Raw genomic sequence first — 26748 nt, 5'->3', positions numbered from 1 at the left:
GAGTGATTATTATGTATATCTGTTTAACATAACTAGATGTTTTATATATACAAGGAGGTATATTGTGGCACAATTATTTGAAATTAAAAACGGAGAACAATTCGGTATTTTTGTTCTAATTAAAGCAGCGGATATTCGTACAGCGCGTAATGGGAAACCATTCATAGCCTTTCGATTCCAAGACCGTTCAGGTTCGATGGACGGTATGTTCTGGTCAGCAACTGAAGAAGAAGTGAACTTATACCAAGCAGGTAAAGTTGTTTTTCTGAGAGGTAAGAGAGATACATATCAAGGAACACCGCAAGTAAAGATTGAATCCATGCGCCTAGCAGAAGCGGGTGAGCCGGATGATCCAACGCTTTATGTTGAGAAAGTGAAAGTTAAACGTGAAGACTTGGAAGCAGAACTTGATGATGCGTTATTACTTATAACTGAACCAAACATTGCACGTGTCGTTCGTAAAATCATTCACCAAACGCAGGAAGACTTCTTTGTCCATCCAGCAGCCAAACGATTACACCATGCCATGGCAGGTGGACTAAGCTTCCATACATTATCAATGGTTAAAATCGCACGTAATTTATTATCGATTTATCCACAACTGAATCCAAGTTTATTAATTGGAGGAATCATCCTTCATGATATTGGTAAAACTGTTGAATTAAGTGGAGCCATCTCAACAGAGTATACCCTTAAAGGGAAGATGATGGGACACATCGTCATTATCTCAGAGATGATTGACCGTGCGTGTGCTGAAATTGGCGTTGATCCTGAGAACGAGTCAATCTTATTACTGAAACATGTGGTATTAGCTCACCATGGTAAAATGGAATTTGGTAGTCCTGTCTTACCACAATTACTAGAAGCAGAGTTAATTCACTATATTGACGATATGGACGCTAAAATCAACATGATTACTGAAGTCCTAGATAAGACTGAGCCAGGCGAATTTACATCACAAATCTTTGCACTAGACCGCCGTCAAATCTATAAACCTAAATTCCAAAAATAATCTAAAGAGAAAAGAGAGATAATATGGATTCACATAAAGACGCACATGCACATGAACATGGCCATGATCACAATCACGACCACGATCATGACCACCATCATCACTCTGAATTAGATCATTTAACACATAATCATGGTATAGACATTGTATTACAAGGTGAGTTAAATGCTAATATTGAGCGAGTTTGGGAAGTGTTAACATCGAATGAATACGTCAAACAATGGTTCCCTGAACTTGAATTTGAATCACTCAAAGCTGGCGGAAACTTGATGTTTAATTCAGGCGACATGCATATAAATATGATGATTTATGACGTTGAAGTGCCGTCTCACTTGTCATTTGAATGGGGAGAAGGAAACATTGTAACCTTTGACCTTGTTAGCAATGACGACTTAACGACGCAACTGAATTATACTCAATGGATTCATCATATTGATGAAGAGCATAGTCCGAAAGACGTGACGGGTTGGTTAATTTGTATGCAAAAAATTGCTGCGATCATTGATAACAAACCTATTCCAGATACAATGGAGTTATACAATGTGTATTACGATGAAGTAGAACAGTTGATAAAAAAACAAACGGCGGCTGAGTTTGAATAGAGATTATTTAAGAAGTGTTGTAGCTATTGCACAACACTTCTTTCTGTGACTATATTTATGAACAACTTGTGTAGAGGAAATTTAAAGTTCTATGATATACTAAGATTAGTTTCGCTTAAACACAGCGTAAGTTAAATGAGAACGGAGAATCATGATGGAAAAGTCAAATTCGCAAAGTTTATACCAAGCATTATGGAATTCAGCTGATATATTAAGATCAAAAATGGATGCCAATGAATACAAATCATACTTATTGGGGCTTGTCTTTTATAAGTATTTATCTGATAGAATGTTAGTACATTCTACAGAGTTACTAGAAGAAGAGTCACATGACTTAGAAAAAGCTCAGTTGATCTATGCAATTGCATATAAAGATGCAGATACTCATGAGGATTTAAGAGAAGCTTTGAAAGATGATATTGCCTATGACATTAAACCAGAGCTAACTTTCTCTGCACTTATTGATGAAATTAACAATAATACTTTCCAACGAGAGCATTTACAACAAGGATTAAGAGACATTGAGCAATCAAATCCTATCTTTGAAGACTTATTTGAAGATATTGATTTAAACTCAAGAAAGCTAGGACCTAATCCTCAGAAACAAAACCAAACAATTTCATTGTTAATGAAAGAACTCGCTGATTTAAATCTTGTTGATTATGACGGAGATGCGCTCGGAGATGCTTATGAGTACCTTATTGGTCAATTCGCTTCAGAATCAGGGAAGAAAGCGGGAGAATTTTATACACCGCAACAAGTAGCTAGATTAATGACACAAATTGTATTAATGGGTAAAGAGGATCAAAAGGGATTCACAATTTATGACCCAACTATGGGATCGGGATCGCTTCTTCTAAACGCACAACGCTATTCCAATGAACCATTAAGCGTTCGTTACTTTGGACAAGAATTAAACACTTCTACCTATAACTTAGCACGTATGAATATGTTTCTTCATAGAGTGCCTATTGAGAATCAGAAGTTACGTAATGGTGATACACTTGATGAGGATTGGCCAACAGATGAGCCGACAAACTTCCAAGGTGTATTAATGAACCCTCCATACTCAGCAAAATGGTCAGCATCTAAAGGCTTTTTAGATGACCCAAGATTTTCTTCATTTGGCGTATTACCACCGAAATCTAAGGCTGACTTTGCATTCTTACTACATGGTTATTATCATTTACGTAATGATGGAGTTATGGCAATTGTACTTCCACATGGCGTATTGTTCCGTGGTGCATCTGAAGGGAAGATACGTAAAGCTCTATTAGAAAACGGAGCCATTGACGCGGTGATTGGTTTACCAGCTAATATTTTTGTGAATACAAGTATCCCAACTACAATCATTATTCTAAAGAAAAACAGAGTAAATCGTGATGTAATGTTCATTGATGCATCAAATGAATTCACAAAAGAAAAAAATCAAAACATCTTAACTGAAGAAAACATTGAAAAGATACTTGAAACTTATAAGAAGCGCGAATTTGTAGATAAGTATGCCTATTTAGCACCTTATGATGAGATTGTAGAGAATGACTATAATTTAAATATCCCACGTTATGTAGATACTTTTGAAGAACCAGAACCCATTGATGTGGTTCAATTGAGTAAAGATATTCGCGAAATTGATGCTGAAATTGAGCAAACTGAGAAAGAATTACTTTCAATGATTGATGACTTTCAAGTGACGGATGAAACACGAGATATCATTCAAGCGATGAAAGAGGTGTTTCAATAATGGCTAAGGAAGAAAGAAGACAACCGGAACTTAGATTTAAAGGATTTACAGACGATTGGGAACAGCGTAAATTGGGGGATTTAGGAAAAGTTTCAATGAACAAACGTATATTCAAAGATCAGACCTTTGAATCAGGCGATGTGCCTTTCTATAAAATTGGGACATTTGGGGGAGTGCCAGACGCATATATTTCTCGAGAATTATTTGAAGATTATAAATCCAAATACCCGTATCCTACAAAAGGAGATATACTAATATCTGCATCTGGAAGTATAGGAAGAACCGTCGTATATCAGGGTGGAGATGAATACTTTCAAGATTCTAATATTGTTTGGTTGAATCATGAAGGACGAATAGACAACAAATTTTTGAACCAATTTTATTCGATTGTTAAATGGGAGGGATTAGAAGGAAGTACGATAAAGCGTTTATATAATAAGAATATACTAGAGACCAGTATAAAACTTCCGACTCTTACTGAACAAAAAAATAGGGGGTTTTTTTGATAAATTTGATAAAATTATAGATCTTCATCAGCGTAAGCTTGATAGATTAAAAAACTTAAAAAAGGCTATCCTACAGCTTATGTTCCCTGAAAAAAATCATAGTGCTCCCAAACTAAGATTCAATAATTTCTCAGAAGTATGGGAACAGCGTAAATTGAGTGAAGAAGCAGTGATTACGATGGGACAATCACCTAATGGTAAGAATTATACTGATAATCCAAATGATTACATATTAATTCAAGGAAATGCTGATATGAAAAATGGGAAAGTAGCTCCGCGAGTATGGACTACGCAGGTAACTAAAACAGCAGACCCTAAAGATATTATATTAAGTGTACGCGCACCCGTTGGTGATGTGGGAAAAACAGATTTTCATGCTGTCTTAGGCAGAGGTGTCGCCGGTATTAAAGGTAATGAGTTTTTATACCAAGCTTTAGTATGGATGAAAATGTTTGGTTACTGGACAAAAGTTAGTACAGGATCGACTTTTGAATCTATAAACTCGACTGATTTGAAGAATGCAATAATTAGTTGTCCTGGAAATAATGAACAAAGAAGAATTGGTAAATTTTTAAATCATTTAGATAAAGCTGTAGAGCTTCATCAGAGAAAATTAGACTCTTTAGAAAGACTAAAAGCATCATACTTACAATTACTCTTCCCACAATAATACTATCGTATAGATATTAATGATAATTGAAATCTAAAAAAAACTAATAAATACCGCTAATTCCAAATAGCGGTATTTATTAGTTTTTTTCAGATTAGGGTGGACAAATGACGCATAATTTTATCATTATCCTGATTCTCTAATTCATGAATGATATGTAAATAGGTTTCTTGTGTAGTTGTCATGCTAGAATGACCTAACCTTCTAGCAACTGAAGCAATAGATACTTCGGCATACAATAACAAAGAAGCATGTGTATGCCGAAGACTATGAATAGTTATTTCTGGAACTCCAGCATCATTACAGAGCTGTGAAAGTTTTTTATTAATCGTAGTGTTAAAGATTCTCTCACTTACAAATATCGATTGATCAGAAGGCAGATTCCGTACAAGCTGAGAAAACTGCATAGCTGTTTGCCAATCTAATTGTATTGTTCTAACTGATGATGGATTTTTTGTTGGCAAATATTTTCCATTGGGTGATTTATAATCCCATGTTTTGTCTACTTTCAATTTTTGAGTAGTGAAATCAAAATCGTTTGGAGTCAATGCAAGTGCCTCAGAAAAACGTAATCCTGTTTTTAAAATTAATAGAAAGAACCAGTCCCAATTAATTTCACTTGTTAATTCAAATTCTTTGATTAAAGATTGAGCTTCAAATTGATTTAAATACTTTATTTTTTTGGTTCTAGGTTCTTTGCCTTTAATTATTACTTTACGAGTTGGATTATGGGGTAATATACCTTCATCTACAGCATCTAATATCGCACCTTTGAGTTGGTGATGGAAATCCATTGTAGTTTGTCTTTCATGTGTTAATGCATAATCATTTAACAATTGTTGATACGAAGTTCGCGTTAGTTCACCCATTTTTAAATTCGGTGCTAGTTCTTCAATTCTTCTTTGATTAATATAATATTTCTGAAGAGTAACTTGCCTAACTGCAGCTTCCTTGTATAGCGCCACCCAATCTTTAAAATAGACTGAAAATAATTGATTTGTTTTTCTATTTTTTACCAAAATAAAACCTCCTTGAATATTTTAGGAAAAATCCTATTATCAATTATCAAGGTTTTAATGGCTTTTTGTATATAGTAAAGTACTACAAATTAAAATAGTTATTTATTATAAACCAAATTATACAAATAATAATTGTAAACTTGAATTTTTTAATTCTTTTAAAGAGTCTATTTTTCTCTGATGAAGAGTGATAGTGTTATCTAGTTGTTTGAATACATAACTTATTTTTTCTTGTTCTGAATAGTTCGTTATAAAGAATTTAACCTTAGAAAGATCTTTCCCATACATATGAGCAATAGTTGTACCAACAGTGATAGGGAATAATTTTTGTCTTTGTGAATTAATGTGATAACTCATAAAAATAGATAAAACACGAATATCCTGTTTGGGTCTGGCAATTATTATATCTCCACCAAGCTTAACGTTATTTAACATAATCGCATTTGCTTGTGCCGTACCATTAGGAACCGTAGAACTTCCTGGAAATAGCAAATCATTTTCTTTTGATAACACCCCGTCATCATCAGAACTTAGATTTACTTCACTAATTACTTCTGAATATTTTGTGTAAAGATGTCCATAAGCAATAGCTGGATCATCCTTAGAATAAGTAAAACTATTTAAAGGTAACCCCTTACCTTTGCTAAAATCATAAATTGAACCTAACTTCCGCTCTTCCCACTCACCTTCAAACCCAGCAAACCGCAGCTTAGGTACAGTTTCACCTTTACCAGGAAACATTTGCTGTAACAACGATTCTTTGAGTTGATTTAATTGGTCTAACTTACGCTGATGAAGATCGATGTTTTTATCTAATAAGTTGAAAAAATCTCCTATAATTTGTTGCTCATTAGAGTTAGGAAACTCAATTTTCAAACTTTTAATGATTGAACCTGAGAGATTGCCTTGTCCACCCTGCAAATAGGTGCTAATAATTTGTTCTTTATTCAAGCGTAACCACTGCATAATAAAGTATGAGTTATAATTTTCATGTGGGTGAATAGCTAATATTGCTTGATTTATTGCTCCATTTATTTTGGAAATACCAACTTCTCCACTAGTTGCACCATACATGGCATAAAGTATTGAACCTTTTTCAACAAGTTTTGCTGATGAGTTTTTCAGCCCACTTTTTGTCAGAAATAATTCAGTTGTTTCGCTGTTTATTTCCGCAGAACGAATGAAGGGTATATTTCCATTATAGTAGGATGAATCTGTCACAGATGGAGTACCACCTGAATAAGTGTTACAAATTTTCCCCAACTTACGCTGTTCCCAAAAATCGTCTAAAAATTTAAGGATTATCCTATTATATCAACTAAATTTTTAATTTCCTTCAATCGAGCGAAAATACTAGTCATAAATACTATTTTACTAAGCTTTTCATGCTATAATGAGATAAAATAGACTATTAAAAATGAATGAGGGAGAGCTATGCCGTCTTTTACTAGTGAAGCAGAATTTGAAAAAAATATAATAAATCAATTGATTCAAGGTGAGTCACAGTGGACCTATCGTGATGATTTAAAGACTGAGGATCAATTATGGGACAATTTCAGACAAATTTTGGAAGCGAATAATGTAAGCGTTCTGAATGGTGTTCCATTAACTGACCAAGAATTTGAACAAGTTAAAGCAGAATTAAACTTTAGCTCTTTTTATGCTGCTGCAGTTTGGTTAACAGGAGAGAATGGTGTTGCTAAGGCGACAGTTCAACGAGAGGATGCTAGCAAGGGAACTATATTATTGCAGGTTATTCGACGTCAAGATATTGCAGGTGGGACATCTGTCTATGAAGTAATTAATCAGTATCGTACGACACAAGTGAGTCCTGTTGATCGTCAAAGGATTTTTGATGTAACTTTATTAATTAATGGACTTCCCATGATTCATATTGAATTGAAAAACAAATCAGATGGGTATATGTCTGCTTATGAACAAATTAATAAGTACTTAAACGAAGGTAAGTTTAATGGAATTTATTCAACGACTCAGATGTTTGTCGTTACAAATGGTTCTGACACACGGTACATTGCAGCGGGAAGAGGAGAAAAACTCAACTCTAAGTTCCTTACAACTTGGGTTGATAAGGATAATAAGCGAGTGAATAATTATTTAGAATTTGCGGAACATGTTTTATCGATTCCACATGCGCATAAATTAGTCACACAGTTTACTGTAATAGATAACGAAAAGAAATCACTAATTTTACTGAGACCTTATCAAATCCATGCTATCGAAGCAGTGGAAAGGGCATCTAGAAGAAGAGAGTCAGGTTATGTTTGGCATACGACTGGATCAGGAAAGACTTTGACTTCTTATAAGGTAGCGAGAAACTTACTTCAAATACCTTCAATAGATAAGACAATATTTATCGTTGATAGAATAGATCTTGATCAACAAACGACGGCTTCTTTTACGTCTTATGCAGAGAATGATGTTATTGATATAGATCAGACTGATAATGTCTCTGATTTAGTAAAAAAACTAGTTTCAAATGATAGAACACTTATAGTGACGACCATTCAAAAATTGAATTATGTTATGAAAAGATATGGAGATAACGAAAACAATCGGAATTATAAAAAGTTACGATCATTGCATGTAGCCTTTGTAGTAGATGAATGTCATAGGGCGGTCTCACCAGAAAAACAACAGGAGATTAATAAGTTCTTTCCTTATGCTCTTTGGTATGGTTTTACAGGAACACCACTTTTTGTAGAGAATGCTCGTCAAGAACAGGGAAATTTAGCACGAACTACTGAAGAACAATATGGCCCTAGATTACATGAATATACAGTCAAAGAAGCAATTAATGATAATGCTGTACTTGGGTTTCAAGTAGAGTACAACAATACTATTAGTGATGATGATTTAATAGATATTGTTAAACATGAAGCAAAAGTCGATAGTGTATTACATATGGATGAGGTTCAGAAAGAAAAATATATACCCACACAAATTTATTATTCTGATGAACATAAATTAGAGGTGATTGATACAATTATTAATCATTCAAAAAATAAATTTAACTTGGATCGAGGAATCGGAAATACTTACAGTGCAATATTGACGACGAGTTCTATTAAAGAAGCTCAACGATATTATGATTCATTTAGAGAAGTCATCGAGGGTAGAAGTTCAGTTGTTATTTCTGACAAAGTGAAAAAAGCAGTGGTTGACTTTCCTAAAGTGAGTGTCACTTATTCTGTAACAGAAACTGAGGAGAGTTCATTTGAGAACCAAAGTCATTTAAAAGGTGTTTTAGAGGATTATAATAAGATGTACAATACTAATTATGATTTAAGTAATCTTCGAGGATTCAATAGAAATTTAAATGATAGATTAGCTCGGAAAAAGGAAATATATAAATATAGAGAAGAACAAATTGATATTGTTATAGTTGTTGATCGACTATTAACTGGGTTCGATGCGCCTTCTTTAGCATTACTATTTGTCGATAGACAACCTATGAGACCACAAGGTTTGATCCAAGCATTCTCTAGAACCAACCGTATTTATGACCATACTAAACAATACGGACAAATCATGACGTTCCAATCGCCAGCTACATTTAAAGAGGCAGTTCAAGAAGCTTTTCTCTTGTATTCTAATGGAGGCGAAAATGCTATTCAAGCTCCAGATTGGGATGAAGCGTTTAGTAATTTCACTTTTGCTTTAGAGGAGTTAAGATTTATAGCTCCCAATCCAGATAATATTGATATGAATGATGAGACAGAAGCACTAAAGCTCTTTGTGAAAAACTATCAACAATTTGATAAAACGTTCAGTGCAATCAAAGTATACTCTAATTATGATGAAGATTACTTTAAAGAAGAATTTGGATTAAAAGTAGAGTTGATTGAAGATTACCACGGTAAATACGAAAATGCATTGCAAGAAATTAAAGAACGGATTGGCGAGAATGATGTAGAAGAAATATTATTTGATATTGACTATAAATTATCATCAATTGGAACGGATAAGATTGATTACGAGTATCTTATTCTACTCATTCAAAACTTATCGAATGAAAGATACAATCAAAAAGATGATAAACCAAGTAAAAAGAGAGTTAATGAAATTGAAAAGTATATTTCTGACTTTAAACAAACAAATCCAAAATTAGCTGTCATTATTGACGATATCTGGAATGAAGTTCAACATTTACCAAAAGAAGAATTGAAAAACTTAGATGTATCTCAAAAACTTCAGTTAAAGATTGAAGAAAAGATAGATACGATTGAAGAGAAGATTACTAAAGAATATTTCTTAAATAAGGAAGATTTCGCTTTCTTAGTAGAAAACTATAACCCAGCTAAGAAAAAACAAATCGGTGAGACAGAATTAAAAAGAAGTGCTGATTATAATGCCTATAAAGAAAACACTGAAAATGGAGTTAATCGATTAAAATTCTGGAAACATGTAAAGAATGAATTTACAGACGTTATTGAAGAAGAGATACTACCATTAAACTGGCGCTAGTATATTAAAGAGGAACCTGCTACAAAATAGCAAGTTCCTTTTTTTAATACAGTCTTTTCTCTGTTCCGTCCAATTCAACATACATTGAAGCATCCTGAACGGTCTCCACAATACCATGATAATTATCATTTTGATCTTGCGCACCAATATACAAGATATAAATAAGTTTATTCTCAGGTGAGAACCACATAGGTTCAATAAAACGACGTTGTGCTTGAAGGTCTTCAGATAAGCGTTTAACCTTTGGCCAAACTCTAGCGGGGTGACAATATTCTAAGTCACGTCCAATTTCTAAAGGTGATCTTTGGAAGAGCATCTCGTCATAAGGACCGATATTATTAAAGTATTTAAACTTATGATCGCCGTCAACGTAAGTAATCTCAAAGGGCATTGAATCCAAAATGAGTCTCACTTGCTTTAAACTTAAATATCCTTCGCCGATACTAATCAATTGCTCATTAGAAAAATCCTTTGGATCATTGACTACTGTCTCATTGCTTACAGACCAGTTGAATTCCAACTGTCCTTTACCAAATTGAAGTACTTGTGATTCTGCTTGAGACTGATGTTTGTGATTAACCTGAGTTAAATTAGCTGGATCCTTAAGTGTTAAATCAACCTTACTTTGAGGGAGTAAATTACGCCATTTATCCGTTTGAATATCTAAGATAGGTTGGATGTTTTGTATTATTTCAACGAACCCTTGATATTGCCCGGCTTCATTAAAGAGTGCTTTATACGAAATATATAAGAATTCTGATTCATCTTCAAACCAAAAGCTTTCTTCAGTTAATGTGTTATCTTTGAAAGCTTGAACAATGGGTTCTAATGTATCCCAGACAGCTTCTGGATAGACATCTTCTACCTTAGCACCGATGTTTTCAGCGTGTCGTGGTAATATTGATGACTCCTTCTTGTGATTGAAGTATTGTACGATATCATTTTGATCAACAAAAGTAACTTTCACTGGGATGTAATCAAAGATGACTTTGATTTGTTCTAAGCTCAAGTAACCATCACCAATCGAAAGAGGCACTGTTGGGTTCATGATTTGGTTACTGCTTGAGTCAAGCGTCTCATCTGGTTCCCAAAGAACGGTAAATTGACCGGCATTAACGGTAATTTTTCGTGTTTCGATTGTTTTACTTTCCACTGTATTCATTGTTTTTTGAACTGACTTAGTTGGTGTAGGTACTTCTTGAATTGTTAATTCTTCAGCTTTTTTCGTATCTTCTTCGAGTAAGTCTGCCAGGTTTTCTGGTTCCCAAGTTTCGCGAGGAGGAATAATTGCATAGCCGTAATTATCGCTTTGCTGGGCGATGTTGTACCAATCCAATTGATTGAAACTTTCAAGTAAGATATTAATTAATATAGCTTCTTCTTTAAAAATCATTTCATTGAATTCAAATTGGAAAGCTTCATACGTATCTCTTACTTTTGAAAATTCAATATCGGGAAATTTTTCCATGGCTTTATAGGCGCGTTTGAATAAGTCACGGATCTCATCATCTTTTGCCCACATAACTTTTGGTGGAGCGTCGTGGCCGTAACTTTCCATAACCGGGAAGAATAAATGTTCTTTCCGTTTGTAATGGTTATCAAATTGCCCGATGATATCATATTGACGTTTAAGTCCTTTAATCATTCCATTAGACAATTCTTCAACCGGCATTTCTTCAAAGGTATCCAGAATATTGTTAATCCGTAGCAGGGCAGAGCGTAACGCCATATTCTCTTCTTTGAATACTGTTACGGGGTGTCCGGGGTGATCAGCATCGGGTGCTTTACCATCTTCAATCGTACCTTTGAACAGATTCGCGTGAACATTACATAGCTTAAGAACATCTTGAAACGTAATCACACTATCCCCATACATTAATTGATGCTCCATCATGGAGATTTCAATGGCACTCACACCCGTGAAATGCTCATTAAATTCATCCTGAACTGATTCAGGATCCGCTCCATGATGCAGTTTAAGAAGAATACCTTCTAATATATCTATGCGATTGTCTGTATTATTACTCATTCACGTCACCTCCGATGACAGTATAGCCGTTCCAGTGTAGTTCATTCACTAATTGTTCCAAAGGAAGGTTGATTAATTTGCAGCCTTTTTTTAGTGTAACAACTTTTCCAACCGATTGTCTCATGGCTGGATTAGCTAAAGGTTTAAAGCCTAAATCGACAAGAATGTCGAGAAGTTCAGGGTGTGAATCAAGGACTTGTTTCACAGGTCTATTAAGGTCTACTTGATTTTCCATTTTCTTACTCCTTATAAAATTCGATTGATATTAAATCTATTTATGTATAAACTAAACGTACTATATTATATAATACTAGCGAACAATAACTTCATAAGCAATATGAATAAAATAAATATATTATTTAAACGAAAGGAACATCTTTTATGAATGAAGAATTTGGTATTCTATTCAAAAACGAAGCATTAAAGTACGAAGAAGAATTACTAGAGCAATTAACAGGAGTCATCGATCCAGAGTTAGGCATAGATATTGCGAACTTAGGCCTAATATATGAAGTAGATATGGATGAAGCAGGGAAGGTTGAAGTCATAATGACTTTAACAACTGCCGGTTGTCCCTTAGCAGACTTTATTGATAGTGACGTGAGATATCAATTAGCTAACTTTGATAAAATTACTGAAATCGATATAAAAGTTGTCTTTGAACCGCATTGGGATTTATCTCGCATCTCACGCTTTGCTCGTATTGCTTTAGGTATTCCGAGTGATTTTATTCCGAATTAAATTAATATTTAAAAGTCCTGTCTAACGATGGGGCTATTTTTGTACAATGTTCTAAAATTCACATAAATAATTGTTATATCCTATTGCTTTAGGTATAAAAATAGTTTATCATATATGTGTAATGATTTAAAAGTATAGATGTTGCTTCGAATTTATATGGAGGGGATACCATGGAAAAATTAGAAAACGAAAAGATGAATGTAAATCCTTGGGAAGGTTTTACAGGAACTAAATGGCAAGAGTCAATTGATGTTAGAGATTTTATTCAAGAGAATTATACTTTGTACGAAGGTGATGATTCATTCTTAGAAGGCGCAACCATTGAAACTTTCCAATTATGGGATCAAGTAATGGAACTAACAAAAGCAGAACGTGATGCTGGTGGCGTTCTAGATATGGATACTAAAGTTGTATCAACAATTACGTCACATGATGCGGGTTACTTGAACAAAGACGTTGAAAAAGTAGTAGGTGTTCAAACTGACAAACCTTTCAAACGTAGTTTACAACCATTCGGTGGAATCCGTATGTCTGTTCAATCAGCAGAAGCATATGGGTATAAGATTGATCCAGAAATTGAACATATCTTTACAGAGTACCGCAAAACTCATAACCAAGGTGTATTTGATGTATACACACCTGAGATGCGTGCTGCTCGTCGTTCAGGAGTAATTACAGGACTTCCAGATGCTTACGGTCGTGGACGTATTATCGGAGATTACCGTCGTGTTGCATTATACGGAGTAAACCGTTTAATGGAAGAGAAACAAAAAGACTTCGCAAATATTGGTAACGGACAAATGAACGAAGAAGTTATGCGTCTACGTGAAGAAGTTAGTGAACAATACCGTGCCTTACAAGATTTAATTGAATTAGGTAATATTTACGGCTTTGATTTAACTCGTCCAGCTGAAACAGCGCAAGAAGCATTCCAATGGTTATACTTAGGATACTTAGCGGCAATTAAAGATCAAAATGGGGCAGCAATGTCATTAGGTCGTACATCTACATTCCTAGATATCTATATTGAACGTGATCTTGCTACAGGTATGCTTTCAGAAAAAGATGCGCAAGAATTAGTCGACCATTTCGTTATGAAATTACGTCTAGTTAAATTCTCACGTACACCTGATTACAATCAATTATTCTCAGGAGATCCAACTTGGGTCACTGAAGCAATCGGTGGAGTTGGGATTGATGGACGACCACTAGTAACTAAAAATTCATTTAGATTTTTACATACATTATCAAACTTAGGACCAGCACCAGAACCAAACTTAACTGTGTTATGGTCACCAAGCTTACCAACTCATTTCAAACGATTTGTTGCGAAGATGTCTATTGACACATCAGCCATTCAATATGAAAATGACGACATTATGCGTCCAATTTACGGTGATGACTATGCCATCGCATGTTGTGTGTCAGCGATGGAAGTTGGTAAACAAATGCAATTCTTCGGTGCGCGCGCGAACTTAGCAAAAGCATTATTATATGCAATCAACGGTGGTGTCGACGAAATGACGAAAGCACAAGTTGGACCAAGCTATCGAGCAATTACTTCAGAATACTTAGAATATGATGAAGTGATGGAACGTTATGATGACATGTTAGAATGGTTAGCAGGATTGTATATCAATTCATTAAACGTTATCCACTACATGCACGATAAATACAGCTATGAAAGTATTGAAATGGCTTTACATGATACAAATGTAAAACGTACGATGGCTACAGGTATTGCTGGATTCTCAGTTGCAATTGATGCTTTATCAGCAATCAAATATGCAAAAGTTAAAACAATCCGTGATGAAAATGGTCTAGTTGTCGATTATGAAATCGAAGGTGAATTCCCACAATACGGTAATAACGATAAACGTGCTGATGAGATCGGTGTTGATTTACTTAAAGCATTCATGACTAAAGTTAAGAAACATCCAACATACCGTGATGCTATCCATACAACATCAATCTTAACTATTACATCAAACGTTGTTTACGGTAAGAAAACTGGTAACACGCCAGACGGTCGTCGTGAAGGAGATCCATTTGCTCCTGGAGCGAACCCAATGCACGGACGTGATACTCATGGGGCGTTAGCAAGTTTACTTTCAGTTGCTAAAATGCCTTACGAATATGCTTTAGATGGAATTTCAAATACATTCTCAATCATTCCAAAAGCATTAGGTAAAGATGAAGAAATTCAAAAAGACAACTTAGTGAATATGTTAGACGGATATATTAAAGAAGGTGGACACCACTTAAACGTTAACGTGTTTAACCGCGAAACGTTATTAGATGCGATGGATCACCCAGAAGAATATCCACAATTAACTATCCGTGTATCTGGTTATGCTGTAAACTTCATCAAATTAACTAGAGAGCAACAAATGGATGTTATTAACCGTACAATGCACAGTACAATGTAATCACTTAAGTTTTAGATATCTTGTTGAAAGGGGGATATATCTTGTCAGAAGTTAAAACACCAATTATTGGGAACGTCCACTCGACTGAAAGTTTCGGATCAGTTGACGGACCAGGGATACGATTCATCTCTTTTATGCAAGGATGTCGTCTACGCTGTCAGTTTTGTCATAATCCGGATACTTGGAATATGCGTGGGGGAACACCTTATACTCCGCAAGAATTATTCGATGAAGCCATACAATACCGTTCTTTTTGGGGTAATAGCGGCGGGGTAACTGTAAGTGGGGGAGAACCTTTACTTCAAATCGAATTTCTGATTGAATATTTCAAAATTTGTAAAGCACATGGTGTCCACACAACGATTGATACGTGTGGCGCGCCCTTTACTTTAGAGGAGCCATTCCGCTCACAATTTGAAGAACTGATGAAGTATACTGATCTGTTCTTATTTGATATTAAGCATATTGATCCAAAAGGTCATGCGAAATTAACAGGCGTGCGCAATGAGAATATCATGCAAATGGCTGAGTTACTTTCAGAGTTGAATATACCTGTTTGGATTCGACACGTACTTGTTCCAACGCGTACGGATTACGATGAGTATCTGATTCGATTAGGCGATTATGTTGAAACTTTATCAAATGTTCGCAAGTTCGAGGTGCTTCCATATCATAAACTAGGTGTCTACAAATATGAGGCACTTGGAATTAAATACCGTTTGGAAGGAGTCGAACCACCGACTGCAGAACGGGTCGAGAATGCTAAAAGATTGTTGAGAACAGAACGCTACAAAGGATATTTAGATGATTAAATAAATCGACATAATTAAAGCGTAACACTTTAAAACAGTGTTGCGCTTTTTTATGTATTTCTAGCAAATATTAGCAGTTAAAGAATGGAAATATTAATATCAATAAAACAACATCAATGTTGTTATATAACAGAACCTTAAACATGTTCAATTAATCACATTAATAGATTCGTCATTGAATGAAACAGCATAGATAACTGTTACAACACTTAATAAAAAACTATTATAGTAGCATTTTTAACAACAAACCTCTTTACTTTCATTTGTGAAAAGAGTAACATGTAATCAAAGATAAAGAAAAGGGGAGCGTAACAATGACGGAATTAATTGAAAAAGAAGTTATTGGAAATGTTAATTACATGATTAATGGTTTAGTAGAAAAAGGTTTGGTTGCTTTAGAGGAGTTCGATCAATTTAATCAAGAGCAAATTGATCACATAGTAGCGAAAGCTTCGGTTGCAGCTTTAGATCAACATGGTACTTTAGCAAGACATGCGGTTGAAGAAACTGGCCGTGGTGTATTTGAAGACAAGGCGACAAAGAACTTATTTGCTTGTGAGCACGTTGTAAATTATATGCGGGATATGAAGACTGTTGGTGTTATCAGTGATGATGAAGTGACGGGGATCACAGAAATTGCTGAACCTGTTGGAGTTATTTGCGCCATCACTCCGACAACGAATCCGACGTCGACAACTATTTTCAAAGCGCTCATCGCATTAAAAACTCGTAACCCAATCATTTTTTCATTTCACCCGGCAGCACTTGAGTCATCGGCTCACGCTGCTCAAATCGTTCGAGATGCAGCGATTGAAGCAGGTGCACCAGAAAACTGTGTACAGTGGATTACAGAACCATCGTTAGATGCAACGAATGCATTAATGAATCACGATGGGGTTGCAACAATCTTAGCCACTGGTGGAAATGCCATGGTTAAATCAGCTTACTCATGTGGTAAGCCAGCTTTAGGAGTAGGGGCAGGAAATGTACCAGCTTACGTTGAAAAGACAGCAAACGTTAAGCAAGCAGCTTATGACATCGTATTAAGTAAATCATTCGATAACGGAATGGTATGTGCTTCTGAACAAGCCGCAATTGTTGATAAAGAAATCTATAAAGAATTTAAAGATGAATTAGTAAGCTATCATGCTTATATCGTAAATTCAAAAGAGAAAGCACTATTAGAGGAATTTTGTTTCGGTTCTAAAGCATTCAGTGAAAACTGTGCTGGCGCAAAATTAAATAATGAAATTGTTGGGAAACCAGCGACATGGATTGCAGAACAAGCAGGTTTCACCGTTCCGGAAGAAACAAATATTCTAGTGGCAGAGGTGTCAGAAGTTGGACCAAACGAACCATTAACGCGCGAAAAACTATCTCCAGTCTTAGCCTTATTGAAATCAGAAACAACTGAAGATGGAATTCAAAAAGCTGCACAAATGGTTGAGTTCTTTGGATTAGGTCACTCAGCTGCGATTCATACACAAGACCAAGAATTAGCAAATGAATTCGGCCGTCAAGTTAAAGCCATTCGAGTTATTTGGAACTCTCCTTCAACATTCGGGGGAATCGGAGATGTATACAATGCTTTCATCCCATCATTAACTCTAGGTTGCGGATCATACGGACGCAACTCAGTTGGTGGAAACGTCGGAGCATTGAATTTACTTAACATTAAAACAGTTGGGAGACGACGCAATAACATGCAATGGTTTAAAGTACCTTCAAAAATCTATTTCGAACGTGACTCAATCCAATATTTAAAAACAATGGCTGATGTTGAACGTGTCATGATTATTACGGATGAATCAATGATGAAACTCGGCTTTACTCAAAGAATTATCGACCAACTTGAGGCGCGCCAAAACAAAGTAAATTACCAAATCTTCCATAACGTTGAGCCAGATCCAGATATTACAACTGTTAGAAGTGGAGCTGAAGCGATGGCTCAATTCCAACCCGATACAATTATAGCCCTAGGTGGTGGATCTGTTATGGATGCGGCTAAAGTCATGTGGTTATTCTACGAACAACCAGAAGTAGACTTTAGAGATTTAGTTCAAAAATTCCTAGACATTCGTAAAAGAGCAGTTAAGTTCCCAGAACTTGGGTCTAAAGCGAAGTATGTAGGTATTCCAACGACATCAGGAACAGGATCTGAAGTGACACCATTTGCGGTTATCTCTGATAAAAAAAATAATATGAAATACCCATTAGCGGACTATTCATTACTACCAACAGTCGCAATTGTAGATCCTGCTTTAGTTGAGACTGTACCAGATTTTGTTACAGCTGATACAGGGATGGACGTGTTAACACACGCAATCGAAGCGTATGTATCAGTGATGGCTAACGACTTTACTGATGGACTGGCTTTACAAGCAATTAAGATTGTATTCGAAAACTTAGAAGCTTCAGTAAAATATAATGATCCAGAAGCACGTGAAAGAATGCATAACGCTTCAACTATGGCGGGTATGGCATTTGGTAATGCCTTCTTAGGAATTAACCACTCAATGGCTCATAAGATTGGTGGAGTTTTCCATACAGTTCACGGTCGAACAAATGCGATTTTACTTCCATTCGTTATTCGCTATAACGGAACCCGACCAGCGAAACAGGCGAACTGGCCAAAATACAATTACTACAAAGCAGATGTAAAATACCAAGACATCGCTAAATTAATCGGACTTGATGCAAAAACTCCAGAAGAAGGAGTAAAAAACTTAGCACAAGCTGTGTTCGAACTTGGAGAACGTGTTGGAATTCAAATGAGTCTAAAAGACCAGGGCGTTGATGAATCTGCCTTCATGGATAAAACAGAAGATATCGCCTACTTAGCCTTTGAGGACCAATGTACACCAGTGAATCCACGCTTAGCTTTAGTAAATGAAATGCAAGAAATCCTTGAAGATGCATATTATGGATATAAAGAAAGACAAGCAAACTACAATTAATAGTATCCGACGCATCAAGTAATACCTAAATTTGATCCCCTTTTATACACGTATATGCTTTGCTTGCGCAAGTAAGGCATATACGTTTTTTGGTTTTGAGTTGTACCTAGCTAGAAGAATAAAAATAAATTGTTCCAGTTGAGGCGCTTAACTGGAAGAAAAAAACCAATTGTTCCAGCTGAGGCGATTAACCGGAAGAATAAAAACCAATTGTTCCAGCTGAGGTGCTTAACTGGAAGAATAAAAACCAATTGTTCTAGCTGAGGTGCTTAACTGGAAGAATAAAAACCAATTGTTCCAGCTGAGGTGCTTAACTGGAAGAATAAAAATAAATTGTTCCAGATGAGGCGATTAAGCGGAAGAATAAAAACCAATTGTTCCAGCTGAGGTGCTTAACTGGAAGAATAAAAACCAATTGTTCCAGCTGAGGTGCTTAACTGGAAGAATATAAACTAATTGTTCCAGCTGAGGTGCTTAACTGGAAGAATAAAAATAAATTGTTCCAGCTGAGGCGCTTAACTAGAAGAATAAAAACTAATTGTTCCAGCTGAGGCGCTTAACTGGAAGAATATAAACTAATTCTTCCACTTGTTGAGGTAAGCTTATTCACGCTTATCTTTGAAATCAAGCATTTTCTCCTTTTAGTATGGACTTATATATATTAAGATAGTGATATAAAGTGAAGAAAATGAAGGAGAGGGTATTATGTCACACGCTTTACCTAATATTGGAAAAGTTGCTACCAAAGCACTTCAAACTATTGATGTCACACAACTTGAGGAAGTGGCTGCTTTTAGTAAAGATGAATTATTAAAGCTACATGGAATGGGACAAAAGTCGATCAACATATTAGAATCTGCCTTAACTGAAAGTAATTTAACTTTTAGTGACGCTGAAGCACATCCATATAAGCCAGATTTTTTATTGTTAGGTGATTTAAGTTGTGACAATGCGCCGAAAAGACGTGTTATTAGAGACTTTGTCGTAGGACTTTTTGTTGGAAAGCAATCTAATCTAGAGGAAACACTTAATCCTGCTGTAGAAACGGAAATTAACGGCGACCAAACAATAAATGGGATTGATGAATTAATCACTTATTTTGATAAAAAAGATATACAGTTAAGTAGTTTAAACTTACTGAGTATTTTATCCCATGGGAAATATGGAGCAGCGGATGGTGTTATTATTGCAAAACCAGGACAGAGAATACATTTTGCTTCATTTTATACATTTGAAAATACAAAAAAAGAAGCTTTAATTAAAGCAATTAGATTTTATATGATTGAAGAAGTTGAATAAGTGAGCATAATATTAACAAAATACGAGGTGCATAATGGGAAGCAATGAGGATAAAGAACTAAGGGTTATAGTGAATGATGAAGTGTCTGACGTAAATCAAGTCAATCAAGCGATACTTAAGATAGATGGTCAAGAATATGTACTAAAGTCAAATAATCATTCAAGCAATCATCAAAAACTTGCTTTACGTTATTTCTTAATACCAGCAGTGATTGGAACTTTGATATATTTTCTTTTTTTCAATTCGCGAGAGCAATTATTTATTCAATTAATGGGACGTATTTCGATTGCGAGTGCGATATTGCTGATTGGGTCGATAAGTGGAGTCATTACTTTTGCGATTGCTTTTATCGTAGGTAAAAGAAAAAAATTAGCCAATTTGGAGAATATCTATTGGCGGAATGTTCCAACGATATTATTATCTTTCGCCATCATCATTGCTTTAGCTATATTATTCTTTTTCTACCTCTTAGGTTTATTATTTGAAGGTTTAGTTTTAGATATTTACTTATCAACCTTACTGACTTTTATCTTTATATCGATTATTAATTATGTCATGATCAGTTTTGTGATGGTCCTTTCGCCGTCTTTAATGACCAAATTATTAGTTGTGGTCATTTTAAGTGGTGTGATTATCTCAATGATTACCAACAGTGAGGCACAGTGGTGGCAGCGAAATTTAAGTTTCTTAGGAACACAAGAGGCGAGCGGTGCTTGGCAATTTAACTTCACTTTGATGCTGTCTGCGTTTATGATGATTGCTTTAGTGGATTATTTATTTGTTGGTTTAAAGAAGATTTATCCAAAACACCGTCCACTAACAATTCTAAGAATATTACTGACGATTACAGCAATTTGCCTAGGACTTGTTGGTTATTTCCCAAGTGATGGACCGGGAAATATGCCTAAATATCATAACCAATCTGCAGCCATGCTAGTATATATGATTATCGCGATGATTATCGGAATTAAGTGGTTTGTGCCTAAGGTGTCACGAGAATTTGTGATTACATCTTATGTGTTAGGCATTATGTTGTTCGTTGTTACTTATTATTATTTAACAGGCTGGTATATTACTTTAACAGGATTTGAAATAGTTTCATTTATTCTTGCCTTTACTTGGTTGATGCTACTATTACAAACACTTGAAAAAGCAAGTCGAGAGCCCATCCCCGTTTATGACGTAGATATTGAGGTTAAGAAAGAAACAGAATCAAAAACATAATTAGATTGAATTCATTCAATAATATAGGATAATAAGATTATGAGATTTCTCATAGTCTTTTTTGTTTGTTATTGAAAGGAGGGTTTGATAATGAGAAAGGTTTGGAAATGTTTAGTATTCTTTCTTTGTATTTTCTTTGCAATGACTGGCGCACAAGCGTCTAAAGCGGAGTCAGATTTGAGATTATGGGTTGTGACTGATATCCATCATTTATCACCTAGCTTATATGTTGAAGGGCCCCGCATTCAGAAATTACAAGATACTGGTGCTGGTTTGGAAATTCTTTACTCCAATGAACGACTTGAAGCCCTTGCTTATCAAATCGAACAGGCAGAACAGCAACCGAATGTTTTATTAGTTGCAGGTGATTTGACTTTAAACGGAGAGTATCAAAGTTTAGTCGAACTTCAGAAAGTATTTGCGAAAATCGAAGCTTTAGGTACGGAAGTTTTTGTGATACCTGGCAATCATGATATTAACAATGGATGGGCAAGTTCATTTACTGATAGTAGAGCTGTGAGGGATAAACAAATTACTCCCGCAGAATTTCAAAAATTAATGAATTCCTTTGGCTATGGAGAAGCAACTTACCAAGATGATGCGAGTTTAAGTTATATTACCCAATTAATAAGCGATCATTGGTTAGTAATGTTAGATAGTAATATTTATCACGGAGAAGGCAATGACCAACCGCCCGTGTCTAAAGGAGAATTGAGAGACGAAACCCTCATTTGGTTGGAGGATAAATTAAGGACTATTACGGAAGCGGACGTTGAAGTGACGGTTGTTTTACACCATAGTTCTATTCCGCATTTTGAATTGATGGGTCAGAATTTTGTTGTGGGTAATCATGATAGGTTGAAGAATATTTTAGAAAAATATCAAATACCTGTAACATTGAGTGGGCATATGCATGCCCAACATATCGCGCAAGAAGGGCAAGTGACTGACATTGCGACAGGAGCGTTTGCTGTTCAACCGAGTGTGATTGGCGAGGTTGTGATTGATAATAACCAGAAGTCGTATCAACAAATAAAATTAGATATGGTTGCTTGGGCAAAAGAGACTAAGACAGAAGATCCAAATTTACTCGATTATGATACTTACCTTAAACAAGTCTTTACTAAAGCTAATGAGAAATTGGATTCTAATAAAGATCAAAATGATGAATTAAGACAATTAACACAGGAATTAAATTTAGCTTTCTTTGCTGGAAATATCTCTAATATTTGGGAAGCAACTGTCTCTGCTTATGAAGATACATTCGAGAAATTGATTAGTCCAGATACAGAGTCGATGAACCGTTATCTACAAGTTTTAATGGATCAAGCAAATTATAATCATCAAGAGTTTACATGGTAATTTAGTATACATGCGCTTATGACGCACATATCAAACGGACAGAAGGGACAACATCATGGTCGAAACAATTATTAAAGCAGCAGTACTAGTATCAATTATCATATTGGCAAATGTCTTAACAACTCGAGGCTACTTTATCAGAGAAAGAGATTTTGACACGATTTCTAAATTAATTTTTTATCTAACTTTACCAAGTGCCATTATTTCAAATTTAAACGGTTTGAGCTTCCCACCGACATTGATTATTATTAGTATTATTGGGTTTTTATGTAATTGGGTGTATATTATATTCTCGCATGTGTTGGGTAAAACACCAACCGAGAAAGGTTTTTTAATGTTGAATATGAATGGTTATAATATTGGAAACTTTTCTTTACCGTTTATTTCTTTCTTTTTCTCTGAAGTAGCGATTTTGGCAGTAAGCTTGTTCGATGCCGGAAGTGCCTTCATGGTTTTAGGTGGAAACTACGGTATGGCAAAGAGTGTCAGGGACGGGGAGAGTAAGATTAATATTGGGTATATCCTCCGCACGATGATGAGTTCACCTTCAGTTATTGTCTATATTGTGATGATTACCTTATCGCTTTTTTCACTGCAATTACCAAGTTTTATTACGGATGTGACCCAAATTATTGGGAATGGGAATACGTTCTTGTCGATGTTTATGATTGGTGTTGCCTTAGATTTAAGGATTCATAAGGAACATGTCCGGCTCTTAATTAAGACATTATCTGGTCGTTATATTGTAGCAGCAGGGATTTCAACATTATTATATTTTTTATTGCCATTTAGTTTAGAAATTCGACAAACTTTAGCGATACTTGCCTTTGCGCCGGTTTCAGGCGTTGCAACAATGTATACACGGATGTATGGGGAGAATTTTGAATTATCAGCGATTATAAATTCATTATCTATCATCATTTCTATCATTATTATGTCAACATTATTAGTTGTCTGGCAAGTGTAAAAATAACTCCATATTGTAATGAAACTGTTCGTAATCGCTAATAAAAACATGGTATAGTGTATATACATATAGAGGGGGGATTTAATGGATAAATTAGGCCGTTTGGATCGAATGGTCATGAAGTACGTTATTTTAGCTGCAGTATTTATTCTAGTTATTTTTAATTATCAGCACATTTTCGCTGGTTTGAGAGAGCTTTGGGATATAATTTCTCCTGTTGTTTATGGATTTGTATTTGCATATATTTTGAATTTAATTATGGTGATGTATGAGGGGTTCTGGTTTCCAGAAACGGATAATGAGCTACTTATTCGTGCAAGACGTCCAGTATCGATATTACTGGCACTGATTACAGTTATTATTGTTATTGTTCTAGTGTTATGGCTCATCATTCCACAATTAATCTCCCTAGTACAAACTTTATTAGAAAACCTACCATTAATGGTTGAATATATTCAAAGGTGGATTGAGGATTTAGAAGAAATTTATCCTCAAATTGATACATTGATAAATAATTTAAACATTAATTGGGAAAGTATTGCCCGAGATGCGGCAAGTTTTGCTAATAACATTCTAGGGTCAACGTTTACGACATTCCAATTATTAACTTCATCTTTATTTAGATTAGTTGTTATATTAGTTGTCGCAATTCACGCCTTATTTTCAAAAGAGAAGATACAAAGACAAGTTAAACGCGTACTGCGTGCTTACATGAAGAGAGACCACTTCCGTCGTTTGAAGTATGTTTTAAGAGTGACGAATGAATCATTCTCTAGTTTTATTACGGGAATGTTAATCGAAGCGATTATTTATGGTACGTTAGTAACGGTGGGGATGATGATATTTAACTTCCCATATGCGGGTATGATTGGAGCACTCTCTGGGGCACTGGCCTTAGTACCAATGGTTGGGGCTATCTTATCAGCTGTTATTGGAACGATGTTAATCTTCGTTCAAAACCCGATTCAAGGACTCTTTTTCCTTCTATTCAATATCGTACTGCAACAGCTTGAAAGTAATGCGATTTATCCAAGAATTGTTGGTGGATCCATTGGGTTACCAGGAATTTGGACTTTCATAGCGGTAACGATTGGTGGGGGGATCTTAGGACCTGCCGGTTTCTTCTTAGGGGTGCCTATTGCATCGGTCATATATAAACTTATTCGTTCGAATGTTGAATACAAAGAACATTACTATGAGTTAGATCATGGAAGTGAATTAACATTTTAATTTAAAAGTTTAAACCTAATGATTAGCCTAGTTGCTGTCATTAGGTTTTTATATTTACATTGATTAATGTTGTATCCTAAAAACTTTTAACATATACTTACGTAAGAAATAAATAAAGTAGGAGGAACACGTTTGTGAAAGATATGACGTCGGGAACACCGATCAAACAAATTCTATTATTTTCTATACCTTTAATTATAGGCAATATATTTCAATTGTTATACAACATGGTGGATACCTTCATTGTCGGACGGACGTTGGGCGTGAATGCTCTAGCAGGTATTGGTGCAGCAGGGAGTGTCATGTTCTTTGTGGTTGGTTTCTCGCAAGGGTTCACTGCTGGAATGGCGATTCCAACGGCGCAAGCGTACGGGGCACGTGATTATGAAAAGGTCAGTCGAAGTGTCGCAATCAATGGGGTACTATCGACTTTAGTCGTTATTGTGATGACGGCATTGAGTATGTTTTTCTTATGGGATATTCTTTATTTAATGAATACGCCGGCTGAAATCATTCAGTACACCTATGATTATTTAATTATTATCTTTGGATTTATGACTATTACAATTCTATTCAATATGTTAAGTAACTTAATGAGAGCTTTAGGAGATAGTCGGACACCGGTGATTGCTTTAGTCATTGCGGTTGTGATTAACATTATCTTAGATTATATCTTTATCCTAGTTTTTGATATGGGAGTAGCTGGGGTAGCGACTGCGACAATGGTATCACAATTAATCGCCTCTTTAATTTGCTTATTCTATATTCAGAAGAAAGTTTATTTATTAAAAGTTAAAGCAAGACATTTTAAGATGCGTAAAGATGAAGTGATTCAACATTGCCGGATTGGATTCCCAATGGCGTTTCAATCTTCAATTATTGCGATTGGATCAATGTCTGTAACAATCGCCTTAAATACATTAGGAGCTGAAGCCGTCGCAGGTTACTCAGCATCTCAAAAGATTGATCAAATTGTCGTCTTCGTTCTAATGTCATTCGGAGTATCAATGGCCACGTATGTTGGACAAAACTTTGGTGCGAAAAAATACGACCGTATCTTAAGAGGCGTAAAGCAAGTGCTTGTTCTTTCGATATCAGTGTCAATACTCTTTTCAGTTATTTTATTCTTATTCGGTGGAGAATTAACGAGTGTCTTCGGAGACAGTTCTTCCAAAGAAGTTCTGAGAAGTTACGGACAGTACTTTTTCCAATTAACCGGTCCATTTTATTGGATTTTAGCGATTCTCTTTGTCCTTCGTTACACTCTCCAAGGGTTGGGAGATAGTTTTATCCCGACAGTCGCAGGAGTGATGGAATTAACGATGAGAATCATTGCGGCGTTTGGTTTAAGTGGGCTTATTGGCTTTGCCGGTCCAGTTATATCTAATCCAATGGCTTGGTTAGGAGCTGTACTTGCCTTAGTTCCAGCTTATTACAAACGCAATAAGACGCTTGTTGAATTACAACAGCAAAAAGCAACTCAATAAAGTTTAGTCAGTCGATGCATTGAATGCACCGGCTGATTTTTTATTATTCGCCGATTGTAAAATTAAGCTAGACAACTAAAACAGCCATTTGTGGTACACTCAACTTGTAATTCCGACCAAAGAATACAAAGGAGTGACCACAAATGACCTACACCCATCTTACCACGGATGA

18 protein-coding genes and 1 pseudogene are annotated in these 26748 nt (G+C 35.4%); 15 read left to right on the top strand and 4 right to left on the bottom strand.

Translation table 11 applies throughout. The annotated features are described in order from the left end of the window. Window positions 1-64 precede the first annotated feature (64 nt). From ACEN3Z_RS06665 to ACEN3Z_RS06650, 4 genes and pseudogenes are all read left to right on the top strand, one after another. Window positions 65-1012: an HD domain-containing protein gene (locus tag ACEN3Z_RS06665; RefSeq protein ID WP_338489553.1), complete on the top strand. Its 948-nt coding sequence runs from the start codon at window positions 65-67 to the stop codon at window positions 1010-1012. Window positions 1013-1035: 23 nt separating this feature from the next. Next, the gene (locus ACEN3Z_RS06660; protein WP_407090237.1) at window positions 1036-1614 is read left to right on the top strand and encodes an SRPBCC domain-containing protein; all 579 of its coding nucleotides are present in this window, start codon (window positions 1036-1038) and stop codon (window positions 1612-1614) included. A gap of 151 nt (window positions 1615-1765) precedes the next feature. Further along, window positions 1766-3358 (top strand): type I restriction-modification system subunit M, encoded by a 1593-nt coding sequence (locus ACEN3Z_RS06655; protein WP_407090236.1) that lies wholly within the window; start codon window positions 1766-1768, stop codon window positions 3356-3358. Then, window positions 3358-4534 (top strand): annotated as a pseudogene (locus tag ACEN3Z_RS06650) (restriction endonuclease subunit S). The gene ACEN3Z_RS06655 and the pseudogene ACEN3Z_RS06650 overlap by 1 nt, the downstream one beginning before the upstream one ends. A gap of 89 nt (window positions 4535-4623) precedes the next feature. Here ACEN3Z_RS06650 and ACEN3Z_RS06645 read toward each other — a convergent pair. Then, complete coding sequence (locus ACEN3Z_RS06645; protein ID WP_407090235.1) at window positions 4624-5553, bottom strand: site-specific integrase; 930 nt, start codon at window positions 5551-5553, stop codon at window positions 4624-4626. A gap of 117 nt (window positions 5554-5670) precedes the next feature. Further along, window positions 5671-6855, bottom strand: a complete 1185-nt coding sequence (locus ACEN3Z_RS06640; protein ID WP_407090242.1) for a restriction endonuclease subunit S — start codon at window positions 6853-6855, stop codon at window positions 5671-5673. Window positions 6856-6987: 132 nt separating this feature from the next. On the opposite strand from ACEN3Z_RS06640, the gene ACEN3Z_RS06635 reads away from it, so the two are divergent. Beyond that, window positions 6988-10038 carry a type I restriction endonuclease subunit R gene (locus ACEN3Z_RS06635; protein ID WP_407090234.1) on the top strand — a complete coding sequence of 1017 codons (3051 nt, stop codon included), beginning with the start codon at window positions 6988-6990 and terminating at the stop codon, window positions 10036-10038. A 43-nt stretch (window positions 10039-10081) separates the two neighbouring features. Here ACEN3Z_RS06635 and ACEN3Z_RS06630 read toward each other — a convergent pair whose 3' ends face one another. Next, the gene (locus ACEN3Z_RS06630; protein ID WP_407090233.1) at window positions 10082-12067 is read right to left on the bottom strand and encodes a DUF438 domain-containing protein; all 1986 of its coding nucleotides are present in this window, start codon (window positions 12065-12067) and stop codon (window positions 10082-10084) included. Continuing rightward, window positions 12060-12302, bottom strand: a complete 243-nt coding sequence (locus ACEN3Z_RS06625; protein WP_407090232.1) for a DUF1858 domain-containing protein — start codon at window positions 12300-12302, stop codon at window positions 12060-12062. The genes ACEN3Z_RS06630 and ACEN3Z_RS06625 overlap by 8 nt, the downstream gene beginning before the upstream one ends. A gap of 146 nt (window positions 12303-12448) precedes the next feature. Between ACEN3Z_RS06625 and ACEN3Z_RS06620 the strand changes: the two genes are divergently transcribed. From ACEN3Z_RS06620 to ACEN3Z_RS06575, 10 genes are all read left to right on the top strand, one after another. Then, on the top strand, window positions 12449-12808 hold the full coding sequence (locus ACEN3Z_RS06620) for a metal-sulfur cluster assembly factor (protein WP_138403990.1): 360 nt from the start codon (window positions 12449-12451) through the stop codon (window positions 12806-12808). Window positions 12809-12978: 170 nt separating this feature from the next. Beyond that, window positions 12979-15237, top strand: a complete 2259-nt coding sequence (pflB, locus tag ACEN3Z_RS06615) for a formate C-acetyltransferase (RefSeq protein ID WP_407090231.1) — start codon at window positions 12979-12981, stop codon at window positions 15235-15237. Window positions 15238-15278: 41 nt separating this feature from the next. After that, window positions 15279-16049 carry a pyruvate formate-lyase-activating protein gene (gene pflA, locus ACEN3Z_RS06610; protein WP_407090230.1) on the top strand — a complete coding sequence of 257 codons (771 nt, stop codon included), beginning with the start codon at window positions 15279-15281 and terminating at the stop codon, window positions 16047-16049. Between the two features lie 314 nt (window positions 16050-16363). Next, window positions 16364-19006 (top strand): bifunctional acetaldehyde-CoA/alcohol dehydrogenase, encoded by a 2643-nt coding sequence (gene adhE, locus ACEN3Z_RS06605; RefSeq protein ID WP_407090229.1) that lies wholly within the window; start codon window positions 16364-16366, stop codon window positions 19004-19006. Window positions 19007-19711: 705 nt separating this feature from the next. Then, the gene (locus ACEN3Z_RS06600; protein WP_407090228.1) at window positions 19712-20305 is read left to right on the top strand and encodes a hypothetical protein; all 594 of its coding nucleotides are present in this window, start codon (window positions 19712-19714) and stop codon (window positions 20303-20305) included. 34 nt (window positions 20306-20339) lie between these two features. Further along, on the top strand, window positions 20340-21530 hold the full coding sequence (locus tag ACEN3Z_RS06595; protein WP_407090227.1) for a DUF998 domain-containing protein: 1191 nt from the start codon (window positions 20340-20342) through the stop codon (window positions 21528-21530). A gap of 90 nt (window positions 21531-21620) precedes the next feature. Then, window positions 21621-22892: a metallophosphoesterase gene (locus ACEN3Z_RS06590; RefSeq protein WP_407090226.1), complete on the top strand. Its 1272-nt coding sequence runs from the start codon at window positions 21621-21623 to the stop codon at window positions 22890-22892. 55 nt (window positions 22893-22947) lie between these two features. Beyond that, a complete protein-coding gene (locus tag ACEN3Z_RS06585; RefSeq protein ID WP_407090225.1) occupies window positions 22948-23859 on the top strand; it encodes an AEC family transporter in 912 nt (303 codons plus the stop codon). An 84-nt stretch (window positions 23860-23943) separates the two neighbouring features. Then, window positions 23944-25089, top strand: coding sequence for an AI-2E family transporter (locus ACEN3Z_RS06580; RefSeq protein WP_407090224.1), 1146 nt, complete (start codon window positions 23944-23946; stop codon window positions 25087-25089). Between the two features lie 143 nt (window positions 25090-25232). After that, a complete protein-coding gene (locus ACEN3Z_RS06575) occupies window positions 25233-26576 on the top strand; it encodes an MATE family efflux transporter (protein ID WP_407090241.1) in 1344 nt (447 codons plus the stop codon). The last annotated feature ends 172 nt before the right edge of the window (window positions 26577-26748 follow it).

Origin of the sequence: Ruoffia sp. FAM 26254, from assembly GCF_045528545.1 — a bacterium.
GTDB classification, from domain to species: domain Bacteria; phylum Bacillota; class Bacilli; order Lactobacillales; family Aerococcaceae; genus Ruoffia; species Ruoffia halotolerans.
Note: the sequence above shows the minus strand (reverse complement) of the source record. Positions and strands in the feature narration are given on the sequence as shown.

Coding starts and splice junctions, on each gene's coding strand:
- ACEN3Z_RS06660 (WP_407090237.1), top strand. CDS start 1,036: ATGGATTCACATAAAGACGCACATGCACATGAACATGGCCATGATCAC.
- ACEN3Z_RS06655 (WP_407090236.1), top strand. CDS start 1,766: ATGATGGAAAAGTCAAATTCGCAAAGTTTATACCAAGCATTATGGAAT.
- ACEN3Z_RS06635 (WP_407090234.1), top strand. CDS start 6,988: ATGCCGTCTTTTACTAGTGAAGCAGAATTTGAAAAAAATATAATAAAT.
- ACEN3Z_RS06630 (WP_407090233.1), bottom strand. CDS start 12,067: ATGAGTAATAATACAGACAATCGCATAGATATATTAGAAGGTATTCTT.
- ACEN3Z_RS06625 (WP_407090232.1), bottom strand. CDS start 12,302: ATGGAAAATCAAGTAGACCTTAATAGACCTGTGAAACAAGTCCTTGAT.
- ACEN3Z_RS06620 (WP_138403990.1), top strand. CDS start 12,449: ATGAATGAAGAATTTGGTATTCTATTCAAAAACGAAGCATTAAAGTAC.
- pflB (WP_407090231.1), top strand. CDS start 12,979: ATGGAAAAATTAGAAAACGAAAAGATGAATGTAAATCCTTGGGAAGGT.
- adhE (WP_407090229.1), top strand. CDS start 16,364: ATGACGGAATTAATTGAAAAAGAAGTTATTGGAAATGTTAATTACATG.
- ACEN3Z_RS06600 (WP_407090228.1), top strand. CDS start 19,712: ATGTCACACGCTTTACCTAATATTGGAAAAGTTGCTACCAAAGCACTT.
- ACEN3Z_RS06595 (WP_407090227.1), top strand. CDS start 20,340: ATGGGAAGCAATGAGGATAAAGAACTAAGGGTTATAGTGAATGATGAA.
- ACEN3Z_RS06590 (WP_407090226.1), top strand. CDS start 21,621: ATGAGAAAGGTTTGGAAATGTTTAGTATTCTTTCTTTGTATTTTCTTT.
- ACEN3Z_RS06585 (WP_407090225.1), top strand. CDS start 22,948: ATGGTCGAAACAATTATTAAAGCAGCAGTACTAGTATCAATTATCATA.
- ACEN3Z_RS06580 (WP_407090224.1), top strand. CDS start 23,944: ATGGATAAATTAGGCCGTTTGGATCGAATGGTCATGAAGTACGTTATT.
- ACEN3Z_RS06575 (WP_407090241.1), top strand. CDS start 25,233: ATGACGTCGGGAACACCGATCAAACAAATTCTATTATTTTCTATACCT.